Genomic DNA, 12,269 nt, shown 5'->3' on the forward strand with positions numbered 1-12,269 from the left:
TAGGGCATCTCCCCTGTGGAGAGCTTGGTTTCCCCCGGCACTTCCTTAAGCCTTGCCGTGTTAGGACCGTGCCGGTTTTGGCAATGCAAGAGGGAGGCTGATGAAGGTCGGCATCGATATGGGAGCGGCGTCCTCCGCCCCTGGAGGACAATCGGCGCTGCTCGACCTGGAAGAGCTTCTGGCGACGCGTCTGCTCGTCCAGGGCAATTCCGGCTCCGGCAAGTCGCATCTCCTGCGCCGTCTTCTCGAGCAGAGCGCCAACCTCGTCCAGCAGGCCATCATCGATCCCGAGGGCGATTTCGTCACCCTCGCCGACAGATTCGGCCACGTGGTGGTCGATGCGTCACGCAGCGAGGGCGACCTGCAGCGCATCGCCGCCCGCGTCCGCCAGCACCGGGTCTCGGTGGTGCTGAGCCTCGAGGGCCTCGATTCGGAGGCGCAGATGCGCTGCGCCGCGGCCTTCCTCGGCGGCCTCTTCGATGCGGAACGCGATTACTGGTATCCGATGCTGGTCGTGGTCGACGAGGCGCAGCTCTTCGCGCCCGCTGCCGCCGGCGACGTGTCGGACGAGGCCAGAAAAGTCTCCCTCGGCGCCATGACCAACCTCATGTGCCGCGGCCGAAAGCGCGGATTGGCGGGCATCATCGCCACCCAGCGCCTCGCCAAGCTCGCCAAGAACGTGGCGGCGGAAGCCTCGAACTTCCTCATGGGCCGCACCTTCCTCGATATCGACATGGCCCGCGCCGCCGACCTTCTGGGCATGGAGCGCCGCCAGGCCGAGATGTTCCGCGACCTCGAGCGCGGCCATTTCGTGGCGCTCGGTCCCGCCCTCTCACGCCGCCCGCTGCCGATCCGCATCGGCGCCGTCGAAACCTCGACCCGCAGCGGCACCTTCAAGCTGATGCCGCTGCCGGAGCAGCCCAAGGAAGAGGCCCGCGATCTCATCTTCAAGGCCGGCGAGGACGAGGTGGTGGCACGGCCGGTCATGCCGCGCCGCGCGCCCCCGCCGCCGCCTGCTCCCTCGACCAACGATCTCCTGGCCCAGCTCGCCCGCACGCGGCCCGCTGCCGCACCGGAGCCTCAGCCAGAGGAAACCGCGCAATCCAAGGCCGAGCGCGAGGCCGCTCTCGATGCGATCCTGCGCGAGATCCTGGACGATCCCGAAGCCGCGTTCCGCTCGGTCGCCGTTCTGTATCAGGATTTTCTCGTCCGCTGCCGCATCCGCCGCGTCTCCGGCGAGCCGCTCAACCTCAACGCCTTCCGCCGCCGCCTCGCGGTCGCCCGCGCCGGCGTCGATACGGCGACCGCCGAAGGCTCGGAATGGGACCGCGCAGTCGCCTACGCCGCCGATCTGGCCGAGGACATCCAGGGCGTCTTCCTGCTCCTCGCCCGCGCGGCCATGGAAGGCTCGGCCTGCCCGCCCGACGGCGAGATCGCGCGGGCCTGCGGCAGCCGCTCGCCGGGACGCGCCCGGCGCCTCATCGCCTATATGGAAAGCCGCAACATCGTCGTGACCCGCAACGACCCGCGCGGCCTGCGCATCATCGCGCTCCCCGACCTCGGCTGGGAGACCGGTCCCGGCGATCCGAACGCCTTCGAGGAGCCGCAGGCGCCGGAGCCGCGGGATCTGTTCGCGGTGGGGTAGAAAGCGATCATCACGAACGTTTGAAGCGATCACGGCTTCAGCCGCTTCTGCCTTTCCAGGACGATGGCAGCTGATTGATCGGATCCATCAATCAATTTGTAGAGTATCCGTCACCGCCCGGCCAAAGAGTGTTGCATCATTGCGCCCCTCGCCCGTCTGATTCGGGCGGAGACGATGAGCTCAAGCCGATGTTCCGCTTTTTCGAGTCCCGGATCGATTTCCGGAAGCAGCCGCCCAAGGAATCGCCGCCGGATACGCTCTGGGGGTTCTACTGGCATTTCATCGCCCAGGCGAAAGGCCTCTTCATCGCACTCTTCGCGATGGGCTTCGTGCTCGCGGTCGTCGAGGCGCTGATTCCCTATCTCATCGGCCGTCTCGTCAACGCGCTCTCGCACACCTCGCCCGAGGGCATCTTCCGCGAGGCCGGTCCGCTGCTGATCACCATGGCGGCGGTCATCCTGCTGGTGCGGCCCTTCGGGACGATCCTGTTCCGGCTCGTCGTCAACCATTCGCTGGCGGTCTCCTTCACCACGATGGTGCATTGGCAGAACTACTGGCACGTGGTGCGCCAGCCGCTCGGCTTCTTCCAGGAGGATTTCGCCGGCCGCATCGCCAACCGGGTGCTGCAGACCGGCCGGCCCTTGCGTGAGAGCATTCTGTCGGTCGCCCGCGCCGTGTGGCAGATCATGATCTTCGGCGCCGCCTCCATCGGCCTTCTCGGCACGCAGGACATCCGCCTCGCCCTGCCGATGGCGGGATGGTTCTCGCTCTATGGGGTTCTGCTGCTCGTTGCCCTGCCGCGCATCCAGAAGCGCTCGCGCGTGTCGAGCGAGGCGCGCTCGGCCGTGACCGGCAAGGTGGTGGACAGCTTCACCAACATCATGACGGTGAAGCTCTTCGGGCGGCGCAAGGACGAGGACGAGTATATCAGCGAGGGCTACAGCAGACTCAACGACGCCTTCATGAGCCAGCAGCGGATCAACACGTTCTACGTTGCGGCGCTCACGATCCTCAACGCGATCTTTCTGGTCGGAACCGGCGCCACGGCGGTGTGGCTGTTCAGCGCGAACCGGATCGATGCCGGCACCATGACCACGGCGCTCCTGCTCTCGACCCAGGTCGTCTCCATGTCCGGCTGGGTCGCCTTCGAGGTCATGAGCATCTTCGAGAATGTGGGCACGGTGCAGGAAGGCATGAAGACGATCTCGCGCCCGCTCACGATGCAGGACCGGCCCGACGCGAAGCCGCTCTCCGTGTCGCGCGGCGAAATCCGCTTCGAGAACGTCAGCTTCAGCTACGGCGAGGGCGACACGGTTATCGACCGTCTCGACCTCACCATCCGCCCGGGCGAGAAGATCGGCCTCGTCGGACGCTCGGGCGTCGGCAAGACCACGCTCGTGAACCTGCTCCTGCGCTTCTTCGAGCCTCAAGGTGGCTGCATCCTGATCGACGGCCAGGATATCGCCGGCGTCAGGGAAGAGAGCCTGCGCGCGCAGATCTCCGTGGTGACGCAGGACACCTCCCTGCTGCACCGCTCGATCAAGGAGAACATCCTCTACGGGCGGCCCGATGCCGGCGAGGATGCGATGATCGCGGCAGCCGGCCAGGCGCACGCCACCGCATTTATCGAGCGGCTCGCCGACGGGCGCGGGCGGCGCGAGTTCGAAGCGCATGTGGGCGAGCGCGGCGTCAAGCTCTCCGGCGGCCAGCGCCAGCGCATCGCGATCGCCCGCGTGATCGTCAAGGACGCGCCGATCCTGGTGCTCGACGAGGCGACCTCGGCGCTCGATTCCGAGGTCGAGGCGGCGATCCAGGAATCGCTTGCCACCCTCATGGAGGGCAAGACGGTGATCGCCATCGCGCACCGGCTCTCGACCCTGCAGCTCATGGACCGCCTGATCGTCATGGACGATGCGCGCATCGTCGAGGAAGGGACGCATGAGGAGCTGTTGGAGAACGGCGGCCTCTATGCCGGCCTGTGGTCGCGCCAGTCCGGCGGGTTCGCGCCGCGCAGGGGCGTAGCGGACGAGGCGGTTTAACAGTTGGGGTGCATCCAGGTCTGTACAGCCCCGACGTCATCACCGGCCTCGTGCCGGTGATCTCGATTCGAAAGGCGTCGTGATTCACAGAATCGGGGTGGCCGGGACAAGCCCGGCCATGACATCGCGAATGTCATCACAGGCTTGTGCCTTCCCGCATGCGGCCGCCGCTCGCCTGCCCTGCGAAAGATGAACCTCCTTCGCCCTTTCATGCCGGCGCGAACCTCGATATTGTCGCGCCGTTCATCTTTTGCGAGATATAATAACATTATGAATAATGATCGCCTGAGCCTTGAGGCCATTTCACGCCATGTCGATGCCAAGGCCGAAGATTACTGCTCCTTGAGCGACCGCATCTGGGCGGCGCCGGAACTGGCCTTCGAGGAGCACCGCGCCGTCGCCGAGCAGACCGCCATGCTTGAGCGCGAGGGCTTCCGCATCACCACCGATGTCGGCGGCATGGCGACGGCCTTCATCGCCGAATGGGGCTCTGGCGGTCCGGTCGTCGGGATCCTCGGCGAGTTCGATGCCCTTCCCGATCTCGCGCAGATCTCCGGCGTCACCGAACACAAGCCGACCACCGCCGGAACGCCCGGCCATGGCTGTGGCCACAACCTGCTCGGAGCAGGTTCGGCGTTGGCCGCCGTCGCGCTGAAGGATGCGCTCCAGGCGGAGGGCATCGCCGGCACCGTGCGCTATTACGGCTGCCCGGCGGAGGAGAGCGGATCGGGAAAGACCTTCATGGCCCGTGCCGGCCTGTTCCATGATCTCGACGCCGCCTTCTGCTGGCATCCGAGCGTCGTCAACGAGGTTCAGACCAATTCGTCGCTTGCCTGCATCCAGGCCTACTTTCGCTTCAGGGGCCGCGCGGCGCATGCGGCCGCAGCACCGCATGTCGGGCGCTCGGCGCTCGATGCGGTCGAGCTGATGAATGTGGGCGTCAACTACATGCGCGAGCACATGCCTTCCGACGCGCGCGTGCATTATGCGACCACCAATACGGGCGGCAGCGCGCCGAACGTGGTGCAAGCCTTCGCGGAATCGCTCTATCTCGTGCGCTCGCCGCATCTGCCCGATGCGGAGCGCCTGTTCGAGCGCGTAAAGCGGATCGCCGAAGGCGCCGCGCTGATGACGGAAACCTCCGTCGCCGTGCAGATCACCGACGCCACCTCAAACGTTCTGCCCAACAAGGCCTTGCAGGAGGCCATGTACGAGAACATGCGCCGCCTCGGTCCGCCCGCCTTCGATGAGGCCGATATCGCCTTCGCTCAGAAGCTGCAGAAGGACGCGCTGACCGAGGAAGAGATCCTCGCCAGCGTGAAGCCGCACGATCTGTCCTTGAAGACCAAGGTGCTGCATGAGGGCGTGCTCGCCATGCCGGCACGCGAGGAGGTCATGATGGGCACCACCGATGTGGGTGATGTGAGCTGGATCGTGCCGACGGTGCAATGCCACACGGCCTGTTTCGCCATCGGCACGCCCTTCCACACCTGGCAGCTTGTCGCGCAAGGAAATCTGCCCGCGGCGCACAAGGGCATGGTGCTGGCGGCCAAGGCCATGGCGGCCACCGCTGCCGACGTCTTACGCAATCCCGATCTCGTCGCCCGCGCCAAAGCGGAACTGAAGGAGCGCAACGGCGGGCGCGACTATCTCTGCCCGATCCCGGAGGACGTCACGCCGGACGATCTGCGCGCGAAAGCCGCCTAACTCTCGCCGTCATCCCCGGACTTGTTCCGGGGACCCACGCCTTGTTCCGGGGACCCACGCCTTGTTCTGCAACTGTGCAAAGACGTGGATGGCCGGAACAGGTCCGGCCATGACGGAAGAGAATTGCTGCGCCAATTTTCGCGCTTGCATTTCAGCAAGATCGCCTTGGCATCCTGCGGGCTCGTAACGGCATCTTTGCAGGTCTATCTTCATCGCAACATTGATGGAGACAGCACCATGAAGCTGACCGGAATTCACCATTTGACGGCCGTGACGGCCAACGCCGCAGGTAACCATGCCTTCTACACCCAGTCCTTGGGCATGCGGCTCGTCAAGAAGACCGTCAACCAGGACGATGTGAGCGCCTATCACCTGTTCTATGCCGACGGCAAAGCCTCGCCCGGCACCGACATCACCTTCTTCGACTGGCCGGTAGAGCGCGAGAAGCGCGGCACCCACAGCATCGCCCAGACCGCGCTTCGCGTGAACGGCGAGGAGGCTCTGAAGTGGTGGAAGGATCGTTTGGACAGCCTGAGCATCCGCAGCGACAAGATCGTGGAGCGCGACGGGCGGCTCTCCCTCGACTTCGAGGATTTCGAAGGCCAGCGCCTGAGCCTCGTCGACGATGGCGGCAAGGGCGAGTTCCATCCCTGGGAGCGCAGCCCCGTTCCGGTCGAATACCAGATCCGCGGCCTCGGTCCGATCCGCCTCAGCGTGCCGAAGCTCGAGCGTACTGCCCGGGTGCTGACGGAGGCCATGGATATGCGTGCCGCCCGCGAATATCACGTGGGTGATACGCCGGTCCATGTGTTCGAGATGGGCGAGGGCGGTCCTGCCGCCGAGCTGCATGTGGCGGTCGAGCCCGGTCTGTCCCCCGCCCGTCAGGGCGCAGGCGGCGTGCATCACGTGGCCTTCCGCACGCCCAACGAGCAGACCTATCAGGAATGCTGGGAGAGGTTGCAGTCCCTGAAGGCGCCGTCGAGCGGACCTGTCGACCGCTACTACTTCCAGAGCCTGTATTTCCGTGAGCCGAACGGCATCCTGTTCGAGATAGCCACCGATGGCCCGGGATTCGCCACCGACGAGCCCATGGACAAGCTCGGCGAGCGCCTCGCCCTGCCGCCGTTCCTCGAGCCGCGGCGGGCCCAGATCGAAGCGGGGCTGAAGCCTCTTTAAAAGGTCTTGCGTTCCGACCGCCCAACTCAAGGGATTTCCGGATGAGGCCGTCTCAGCCTAGCGTTGAGGCGGCCTTTACGTTACCGCTACGCTTCAATAACTATTACAAAATAACACCTGCAGATTCGCCGCTTTTACTTGCGCGACAGAGTTGTGTAACACTTTGCTCAAATTTATGTGTTGCTATCGCTTGTATTACTTTTCCGTAGGGGATCGGCATGTTCAGGGGCAAGGTGAAAACGGGTCTGATGGGGGCGCTTGTCGCTTTCGTCGGCGTCATTGGGGTGGCTTACGCCGCAACTCTCGCCGCTCCGACGGAGCGGGCGGTCCTGACGATTACGGGCAAGATCGCCGTGACCAACAAGGACAACACGGCGCAGTTCGACCGCCCGATGCTGGAATCCCTCGGTATGGTGGCCGTCGAGACGACCACTCCCTGGCACGAAGGCAAGGTCAAGTTCGAAGGCATTCCGGTCGACAAGCTCATGAAGCAGGTCGGCGCGACCGGCGACCGCGTCGTCGTGACGGCTCTGAACGACTATACCACCGAGATCCCGATGGAGGATTTCGCGAAGTACAAAGTCATTCTGGCGATCAAGCGCAATGGCGAGTACATGCCGGTGCGCGACAAGGGTCCCCTGTTCATCATCTATCCTTATGACAGCGATCCCGAGCTGAAGAGCCAGACCTATTATGCCCGCTCGGCCTGGCAGGTCGCCAAGATCGATGTGAGATAGCGAAGGCAAGGCTGCTTCCGGAGGCTGCCCATTTGTCGCTGCGCACGTTCAAAACGGTCATTGCCATCGTGATTGGCGGCTTCATGATCGCCGGCGCCTATATTTCGGTGCTGGTGGTCGAACGCCAGGGTGCGCTGCGGCAGATCTCCGCCTACAACCCCGCCTGGGAAGCAAGTCAGGCGGCCTCCGAATTCATCCGCCTCGAGCACCGGCTCGCACAGGTCGAGCGGCCGGACAGCGGCGTCGACAAGGACGAGGTCGAACTGCGCTACGACATCCTCGCCGGGCGCGTACACATGCTCAACGAGGGCGACTTCCACGAATTGCTCCGGCGCGACCCGGAGCATCAGGTCACCCTGCGCGCGCTTGAACAGGCTCTCACCTCCATCGAGCCGCTGATCAAGGAGCTGGGCCAGCCGGGCACCGTCACGCAGATCATGCAGGTGCTGCAGCCCTTCGAGGGCAGCCTGTCGCAGATCGCATCGACGGCGCTCATGTACGGCTCGGAAGTGATCCGCAGGGACCAGCAGGAGCTCATCCGTCTGCACTGGGTCTTCTCCGCCATCGCGGCCAGCCTGATCCTGATCGGAATCGTCCTGATCGCCCTCCTCAATCGGCACAACCGCCTGCTCGGGCGCGCCCATCAGGAACTGCACGTGCTGGCCCACCAGGACGCGCTCACCGGCCTGCCCAACCGGGTGGTTCTGCGCGAGAAGCTGGAACAGGCTCTTGCGAGCATGAGGCCGCAGGGCCGCACCGTCGCCGTGTCCTATCTGGATCTCGATCACTTCAAGGATGTGAACGATTCCTTCGGCCACGAGACCGGCGACGAACTGCTCAAGGCCGTGGCCGACCGGCTGCGTTCCTGCATTCCTCCCGGCGACGGCCAGGTGCGCAACCTGATCTCCCGCTTCGGCGGCGACGAGTTCGCCATCCTGCAGACCGGGATCCGCAGGCCGGAGGAGAGCGCCGTTCTCGCGAAGCGCGTCGTCGAAGCGCTGCAGGAGCCGTTCAGCGTCAACGGCCAGGAGATCTTCATCGGCACGAGCATCGGCATCGCGCTGGCCCAGCGGCACATGAACTCGAGCCAGATCCTGAAGAACGCCGACATGGCGCTCTATCACGCCAAGGCGGATGGGCGCGGCACGTTCCGTTTCTTCGAGCCGGAAATGGACGCCCAGCTCCAGGCCCGCAGGGTGCTCGAGGTCGACCTGCGCAAGGCGATGGGGAACGATGAGTTCGAGCTCTACTACCAGCCGCAGATCAATATCGAAGCCAACGAGATCGGCGGCTTCGAGGCGCTCCTGCGCTGGCACCATCCCGAGCGTGGTCTCGTCCCCCCGGCGGAGTTCATCCCCGTCATCGAGGATACCGGGCTCATCGGACCGCTCGGTGACTGGATCATCGAGGAAGCCTGCAAGGAAGCGGCCTCCTGGCCGCGGGACATCAACGTCGCGGTCAATCTTTCACCGATACAGTTCCGCAACCGCGGCCTCGTGCAAAGCGTCACCCGGGCTCTTGCGATATCGGGGCTGGCGCCGCATCGGCTCGAACTCGAGATCACCGAATCGGTCCTGCTCCAGGACAGCGAAACCACCGTCTCCACCCTGCACCAGCTGAGGCGGCTCGGCGTGCGCATCGCCATGGACGATTTCGGCACCGGCTATTCGTCCCTGAGCTATCTGCGCAGCTTTCCCTTCGACAAGATCAAGATCGACCAGTCCTTCGTGCGGGAGATGTCCCAGCGCACCGACTGCCTCGCGATCGTGCAATCCGTCGCCAATCTCGGCGCGAGCCTCGGCATGCCGACCGTGGCCGAAGGCATCGAGACGGAAGACCAGCTGCGCCAGATCCAGGCGGCGGGCTGCACCGACGCTCAAGGTTATTATTTCGGGCGGCCCAAGCCGGCACGGGAGCTGGTTCATACGCTTGCCGCCCTCAAGCACAAGGCCAAGGTGGCCTGACGGAAGCGATCCGGAACCGATGAGAGACGGGATCCCCAAGCTTGGCTGTGCCAGGCTCCTCTCCTAAGATGGGGCGTGATGACCAATTTTTTCGAAAGCCCCCTGCAGGGGATTCCCCTGTCGGAGCAGGTGACCAATCCGCATATCAAGGTCGGACGGTACAGCTATTATTCCGGCTATTACCACGGCCATTCCTTCGACGATTGCGCCCTCTATCTGCTGGCCGACGAGCCGGAGGTCGACAAGCTGATCATCGGCAGCTTCTGCTCCATCGCGACGGGCGTCACCTTCATGATGCACGGCAATCAGGGGCATCGGCGAGACTGGGCCTCCACCTTTCCATTCTTCTATATGAACAAGGATGGCGCCTTCGGGAGTCCGCAGGATCCGTTTCTGCCGGCCGGCGATACCCTGATCGGCAACGATGTCTGGATCGGCGCCGAGGCGATGATCATGCCGGGCATCACGATCGGCCACGGCGCCATCATCGGCAGCCGGGCGGTCGTGACGCGTGACGTGGAGCCCTATGCCATCGTTGCCGGAAATCCGGCGAAGCCGATCCGCAAGCGTTTTTCCGACGAGGAGATCGCCATGCTGCTTGAATTGGCCTGGTGGGACTGGCCCCTCGAGCAGATCAAGGATGCGATGCCGCTGTTGTGCGCATCGGACATTGCCGGCCTCCATCGCTTTTGGCGCGAGCATGAGGCGTAGAGCAAGGGACACCACGCTCGCGATGTCGCATGAGCGAACGGCCACATGAGCGAAAGGCCATGAGAGAAAATGCCTTGCCGCTCTTTGCCCGGGATGGCGACCTATGTTACCCAGAATCAACCTGCCGGAGCGTCATTCCGGCATGAGCGCGTGGGGGCGGACCGCGTTTCACGCCGAGACAACAGACGACAGCGATTCGTGGGAGCAGGTTCGATGAAGACTTATTGCGAGTTCACGTTCGATGCAGCGCATTCCGTTGCTCCCTATTCCGGGCTGCACGGACATACCTTCATCGTGCGGCTGACCTTCGGCGGCGCCGTCGACGAGGTCTATGGCTGGCCGGTCAACCTCTATGACGTCGAGAACTACATCAAGGAGATCAAGGGCGAGCATGGGTCGGGCCTCGATCACGGCAACCTCGATCTCAATCCCGCGATCGGCGTCGCCTCCCTCGAGAACGTCACCAAATACGTCTGGAAGCTCGTGAAGGAGCGGTTCCCGGGGCTGGAGGAGGTCGAGCTCAAGCGCGGCATGTCGGGCTCGCAGGAAGGCTGCATCTATCGCGGCGAGGAAGCCGCGCGCGCCGGCAGTCTCGCGGCCTGACTTATCCATTATCCGGAACGAAAGAAGCCGCCGAACGGGCGGCTTTTTCATGAGCGGCGGGGTTTTCGCCCTCAGGGCGTGTAGGCGAAGGAATAGGCGGCGGTCAGGCCGAAGCCGAACTGGTTCTCCGAGCCGAAGCGCTTGACGATCGGGCTGTCGGCCGCATCGCTCACGAGACGCTTGTAGGTGACGAAGGTCGTCGTCGACCATTGCGGCGACCATTCGTAGGTGAGCGCGCCCGTCGCTCCGACCGAGGTGATGCCGCCGGAGGGATCATAAGGCGTCACCTGGCCGTTCAGGGCCGCTTCCACGGGCGTGACGCCGAAATAGGTGCGGGTGAACTCGCTGTCGCCGAGGGACAGCCGCGGACCGATCGAGACGGTGAAGGCGCCGAATCTCTGGACTGCATCGAGGCCGAAATCGGCGACGAAGCCCTCATGTCCGCCGAAGCCGCGCCGGATCTCGGCCCGGGCGCGCAGGAACTCGAGGGGCCAATATTCCACGAAGACGCCGGGCTCCACCGCCCAGTCGATCTTCTCCAGGCCGAAGAGCTCCGGATTGTCCTGAAGATAGCGCCCGCCCACGAAGCGGCCGACGACGCCGACGCGGAACACGGATTCGTCCAGGAACGAGAAACTCAGGCCGTCATCGGGGGCACTGTAGCGCTCGACCGTGCCGGGGCGGCGGAAGCTGAGCGAGGGATAGCCGATGAAGCTGTATTCGTCCGAGCCCGGATATGACGGACCCACCCGCAGATTGCCCTTCACGGTGACGATCCAGCCCTGGGAGGATTGAATCGGTTCCGGCGAGAAGAGATCGGCTGCCTGAGCCGCGGTGGCGCCGGTCGCGAGGACGGCGAGGAGGGCAAGGGATGGGGCAGCGCGCATAGCTCTTCCGTTTCGAGACTCCACCCTGCCGTGGTGGCCGCAAACGTCCGTAAGGTCAAGCATCCGTTGCGCCTATGGTTTCGCCATTGTGACGGTTCGGAAGATCATCATGAGAACTTTCGGAGGGCAGAGCGGTTGAAGAACGGATAGATCGTTGCAAAGGGAGAGCTTCTTGTCCGTGAGAGATGCCAGCCGGCCACAGCCTGACGAATTCTACCCCAAGCCGCCGCCGACCGAGCCGCTGCCCACGATGCCGATGCCTCCCGAGACGCCCCTGCCGCCGGTTCCGCCGAGCGCTCCCTCATGCCTTCCGGAACAGCCGGACGCCGAAAAGCCGGTCATCCATCCGATGCTGCCGCCCGAAGTCCCATGAGATTTCCGGGCTGCCCGGATCGGTCCTGACGTGCGATAGGAGATATCGGCACGGGAGCGAATTTCCGCAGATGAAGCCAGCGCAGCGCATCAAGCTCTTCGGGGATGTCTATGCCCGCGATAAAGGGTGCTGCGTCTATTGCGGGAAGCCGGCGCGCCGCCCTGGGCGCGGCGTGAAACGCGCGCCCGATCTTGCGACGCTGGATCATGTGGCTCCACGGTCCGCCGGAGGCCCGCTCGCCCGCGACAATCTCGTGCTCGCCTGTTCCGCCTGCAACAACGAGCGCGGAACCATGGATGCGGCGGCGTTCCGGGCGCTGAAGGCTGCTGGGCGGGACGAGCCGATCTCGACGCCGGTTTGAAACAAGCGCGCCCATGCCATAAGACAGCGGGGAGCGCTCGCGTGTAGCGGCGCCGAGGGAGCGGGA

The 12,269-nt window shown here is 64.5% G+C and carries 11 protein-coding genes; 10 read left to right on the forward strand and 1 reads right to left on the reverse strand.

All coding sequences use genetic code 11. The annotated features are described in order from the left end of the window. The first annotated feature begins 100 nt into the window (after positions 1 to 100). The 8 genes from JKL46_RS16020 to JKL46_RS16055 all read left to right on the forward strand — a co-directional run bounded on the left by JKL46_RS16020 (position 101) and on the right by JKL46_RS16055 (position 10,582). On the forward strand, positions 101 to 1,645 hold the full coding sequence (locus JKL46_RS16020; protein ID WP_201834561.1) for a helicase HerA domain-containing protein: 1,545 nt from the start codon (positions 101 to 103) through the stop codon (positions 1,643 to 1,645). A 188-nt stretch (positions 1,646 to 1,833) separates the two neighbouring features. Then, on the forward strand, positions 1,834 to 3,684 hold the full coding sequence (locus JKL46_RS16025; RefSeq protein ID WP_201834563.1) for an ABC transporter ATP-binding protein: 1,851 nt from the start codon (positions 1,834 to 1,836) through the stop codon (positions 3,682 to 3,684). A 270-nt stretch (positions 3,685 to 3,954) separates the two neighbouring features. Next, positions 3,955 to 5,391 (forward strand): M20 family metallopeptidase, encoded by a 1,437-nt coding sequence (locus JKL46_RS16030; protein WP_201834565.1) that lies wholly within the window; start codon positions 3,955 to 3,957, stop codon positions 5,389 to 5,391. A 237-nt stretch (positions 5,392 to 5,628) separates the two neighbouring features. Continuing rightward, positions 5,629 to 6,567 (forward strand): ring-cleaving dioxygenase, encoded by a 939-nt coding sequence (locus JKL46_RS16035; RefSeq protein WP_201834567.1) that lies wholly within the window; start codon positions 5,629 to 5,631, stop codon positions 6,565 to 6,567. 248 nt (positions 6,568 to 6,815) lie between these two features. Next, positions 6,816 to 7,304, forward strand: a complete 489-nt coding sequence (locus JKL46_RS16040; protein ID WP_246529348.1) for a putative pterin-binding protein — start codon at positions 6,816 to 6,818, stop codon at positions 7,302 to 7,304. Positions 7,305 to 7,336: 32 nt separating this feature from the next. Continuing rightward, positions 7,337 to 9,268, forward strand: a complete 1,932-nt coding sequence (locus JKL46_RS16045; protein ID WP_201834571.1) for a putative bifunctional diguanylate cyclase/phosphodiesterase — start codon at positions 7,337 to 7,339, stop codon at positions 9,266 to 9,268. A gap of 78 nt (positions 9,269 to 9,346) precedes the next feature. Continuing rightward, complete coding sequence (gene catB / locus JKL46_RS16050) at positions 9,347 to 9,979, forward strand: type B chloramphenicol O-acetyltransferase (RefSeq protein WP_201834573.1); 633 nt, start codon at positions 9,347 to 9,349, stop codon at positions 9,977 to 9,979. Positions 9,980 to 10,192: 213 nt separating this feature from the next. Then, positions 10,193 to 10,582: a 6-carboxytetrahydropterin synthase gene (locus JKL46_RS16055; protein ID WP_201834575.1), complete on the forward strand. Its 390-nt coding sequence runs from the start codon at positions 10,193 to 10,195 to the stop codon at positions 10,580 to 10,582. 71 nt (positions 10,583 to 10,653) lie between these two features. Here the strand turns inward: JKL46_RS16055 and JKL46_RS16060 are convergent, their stop codons facing one another. Beyond that, positions 10,654 to 11,469, reverse strand: a complete 816-nt coding sequence (locus tag JKL46_RS16060; protein WP_201834577.1) for a MipA/OmpV family protein — start codon at positions 11,467 to 11,469, stop codon at positions 10,654 to 10,656. A 172-nt stretch (positions 11,470 to 11,641) separates the two neighbouring features. Here JKL46_RS16060 and JKL46_RS16065 point away from each other — a divergent pair, with 172 nt between their 5' ends. Together JKL46_RS16065 and JKL46_RS16070 are read left to right on the forward strand one after the other, a co-directional pair. Then, positions 11,642 to 11,842 (forward strand): hypothetical protein, encoded by a 201-nt coding sequence (locus JKL46_RS16065; RefSeq protein ID WP_201834579.1) that lies wholly within the window; start codon positions 11,642 to 11,644, stop codon positions 11,840 to 11,842. A gap of 70 nt (positions 11,843 to 11,912) precedes the next feature. Next, positions 11,913 to 12,203, forward strand: coding sequence for an HNH endonuclease (locus JKL46_RS16070; RefSeq protein ID WP_201834589.1), 291 nt, complete (start codon positions 11,913 to 11,915; stop codon positions 12,201 to 12,203). Positions 12,204 to 12,269: the final 66 nt, after the last annotated feature.

It is taken from the genome of Microvirga zambiensis WSM3693 (assembly GCF_016735695.1).
Lineage (GTDB): Bacteria > Pseudomonadota > Alphaproteobacteria > Rhizobiales > Beijerinckiaceae > Microvirga > Microvirga zambiensis.

Bases quoted from the DNA above. Each gene is read 5' to 3' on its own strand.
- JKL46_RS16020 (WP_201834561.1), top strand. From the start codon at position 101: ATGAAGGTCGGCATCGATATGGGAGCGGCGTCCTCCGCCCCTGGAGGA.
- JKL46_RS16025 (WP_201834563.1), top strand. From the start codon at position 1,834: ATGTTCCGCTTTTTCGAGTCCCGGATCGATTTCCGGAAGCAGCCGCCC.
- JKL46_RS16030 (WP_201834565.1), top strand. From the start codon at position 3,955: ATGAATAATGATCGCCTGAGCCTTGAGGCCATTTCACGCCATGTCGAT.
- JKL46_RS16035 (WP_201834567.1), top strand. From the start codon at position 5,629: ATGAAGCTGACCGGAATTCACCATTTGACGGCCGTGACGGCCAACGCC.
- JKL46_RS16040 (WP_246529348.1), top strand. From the start codon at position 6,816: ATGGGGGCGCTTGTCGCTTTCGTCGGCGTCATTGGGGTGGCTTACGCC.
- catB (WP_201834573.1), top strand. From the start codon at position 9,347: ATGACCAATTTTTTCGAAAGCCCCCTGCAGGGGATTCCCCTGTCGGAG.
- JKL46_RS16055 (WP_201834575.1), top strand. From the start codon at position 10,193: ATGAAGACTTATTGCGAGTTCACGTTCGATGCAGCGCATTCCGTTGCT.
- JKL46_RS16060 (WP_201834577.1), bottom strand. From the start codon at position 11,469: ATGCGCGCTGCCCCATCCCTTGCCCTCCTCGCCGTCCTCGCGACCGGC.
- JKL46_RS16070 (WP_201834589.1), top strand. From the start codon at position 11,913: ATGAAGCCAGCGCAGCGCATCAAGCTCTTCGGGGATGTCTATGCCCGC.